This is a genomic window from Vibrio sp. Y176, from assembly GCF_033438945.1.
This window is the reverse complement of sequence record NZ_JAWOQS010001221.1, coordinates 1-510: the sequence shown is the minus strand read 5'-3', so window position 1 is coordinate 510 and position 510 is coordinate 1. Positions and strand designations below refer to the sequence as shown.

Sequence of the window (510 nt, the reverse complement as noted above, 5' to 3'; positions counted from 1 at the left end):
GTTTCGCTTTCTCTTCAGGGATATTTTTAGGTGCTGCGTATTCTTGAATCACGATTTGATCGCCATATACGTCAATCGCTACGTTATATTCAGGAAGGTCTGCGTCATAGATGCGGTAGCAATCTAATTTCTCTTTACGAGCCCATTTGCTAATTTTGCCAATGTTTTTCTTCAAACGGTTTGAAAAATCAGGAGCGATTTGAGTATTGGTATCTGCACCTTTTACTTCATCGGCACTACGTTCTGCGATGCTGTAGTTTTTTTGGTGACACGGTAACGCACCATTGTTTAATTTGAATTGCTTATCTGCACGCATGCGAAGACAGCTCAGCAACTCATCTGAACTAGAGAAAATAGACGCTTTGCAGCCACCAAATTCTGCTTTCAATTGGCCACCAAACGCGGTGTAAAGCGCAATCAGACCTGGCTCTGTACCCAAACGTTCGCCGTAAGGTGGGTTAGATACAATCACACCATTTTCAAAACCTGCAGGTCGCGTAATAGTTGCCG

1 pseudogene is annotated in these 510 nt (G+C 43.3%); it reads right to left on the bottom strand.

Going from position 1 to position 510, the window contains the following annotated elements:
* Positions 1-510 (bottom strand): annotated as a pseudogene (rlmL, locus tag R7O13_RS31075) (23S rRNA (guanine(2445)-N(2))/(guanine(2069)-N(7))-methyltransferase); the annotation flags it as partial.